The 1,351-nt window shown below is 71.6% G+C and carries 1 protein-coding gene; it reads left to right on the top strand.

The genetic code is table 11. The features are described 5' to 3' along the window. Positions 1-1,351 (top strand): non-ribosomal peptide synthetase (locus H281_RS35320; RefSeq protein WP_033379797.1); only part of this gene is annotated, 1,351 nt, incomplete at both ends.

The following is a 1,351-nucleotide window of genomic DNA, read 5'->3' on the forward strand; positions in this document are numbered from 1 at the left end:
CACTTCCTCGACGCCCCCCTTCATCCCGACCAGCTCGCCTACGTGCTCTACACATCGGGCTCGACTGGCCGGCCCAAAGGCGTCGGCGTGAGCCACGGCGCGCTGTGGACGCACCTGCAGGACTTTCTCGCGACCTACGGCATCGACGGCACGGACACCGTGCTGCACTCGTCGACGATCAACTTCGACGTCGCGCTGCACGAGACGCTGCCGGCGCTGCTGCGCGGCGCGACGGTGGAGATGCGCGGGACGCAGCCGTGGGATCTGCAAAGCCTGAGCGAGCGGCTGGTGAAGCGGCGCGTGACATTCGCGCGGATTCCGACCGCGCTGTGGCAGCAGTGGCAGCGTCATGCACCGCCGCGCGCGCAACTTGCGCTGCGTCAGGTGACGGTGGGCGGCGAGGCGTTGCCGGGCGACGCGCTCGCGCGCTGGCGCGAAGGGCCGCTCGCGGATATCCGGCTGGACAACCTGTACGGGCCGACCGAGACGACGGTGGCGGCGCTGTACCGCCGCACCGGAGCCGACGACGCACGGCAGGTGACGGTGCCGATCGGGCATCCGTATCCGGGGCGTACGGCGCGGGTGTTCGACGCATTCGGCGATGAAGCGCCGGTGGGCGGGCTCGGCGAGCTGTGCATCGGCGGACCGACAGTGGCGCGCGGCTACCAGGGAAGGGCAGCGCTGACGGCCGAGCGGTTCGTGCCGGACCCATACGGCGAGCCGGGGGCGCGCGTCTATCGCAGCGGCGACCTGTGCCGGGTGCGCGCGGACGGCACGGCGGAGTTCCTCGGGCGGCTGGACCAGCAGGTGAAGCTGCGCGGGCAGCGCATCGAACTGGGCGAGATCGAGGCGGTGCTGCGCCAGTGCGAGGGCGTGCGCGAGGCCGCGGTGATCGTGGTGGGCCCGGCGCAGAAGCAGCGGCTCGCGGCATATGTGGCGGGGCAGTCCGACGCAGCGTCCCTGCCGACTGTTGACGCCCAACGTCTGCAACGCGAACTGGAGCGGAAGTTGCCGGGCTACATGGTGCCGTCGTCGATAACGGTGCTCGCACGGTTGCCGTGGATGCCCAACGGCAAGCTCGACCGGGCGTCGCTGCCCGCGCCGCAGGCGGGGGCGATCGAACGGGTGGCGCCGTCGAACGAGGTCGAAGCGGCGCTGCTGTCGATCTGGGCGGCCGTGCTCGGGCGCGATGATCTCGGCGTGACGGACAACTTCTTTGAAGCGGGCGGCGACTCGATCCAGAGCCTGCAGATCATCGCGCGGGCACGCGAGGCGGGCTGGCGGCTGACGCCGCGGCAGGTGTTCGAGCATCCGACGGTCGCGGGCCTCGCGCAACGCGCACAGCGGCTGG

Origin of the sequence: Paraburkholderia caledonica, assembly GCF_000383275.1 — a bacterium.
GTDB lineage: Bacteria > Pseudomonadota > Gammaproteobacteria > Burkholderiales > Burkholderiaceae > Paraburkholderia > Paraburkholderia caledonica.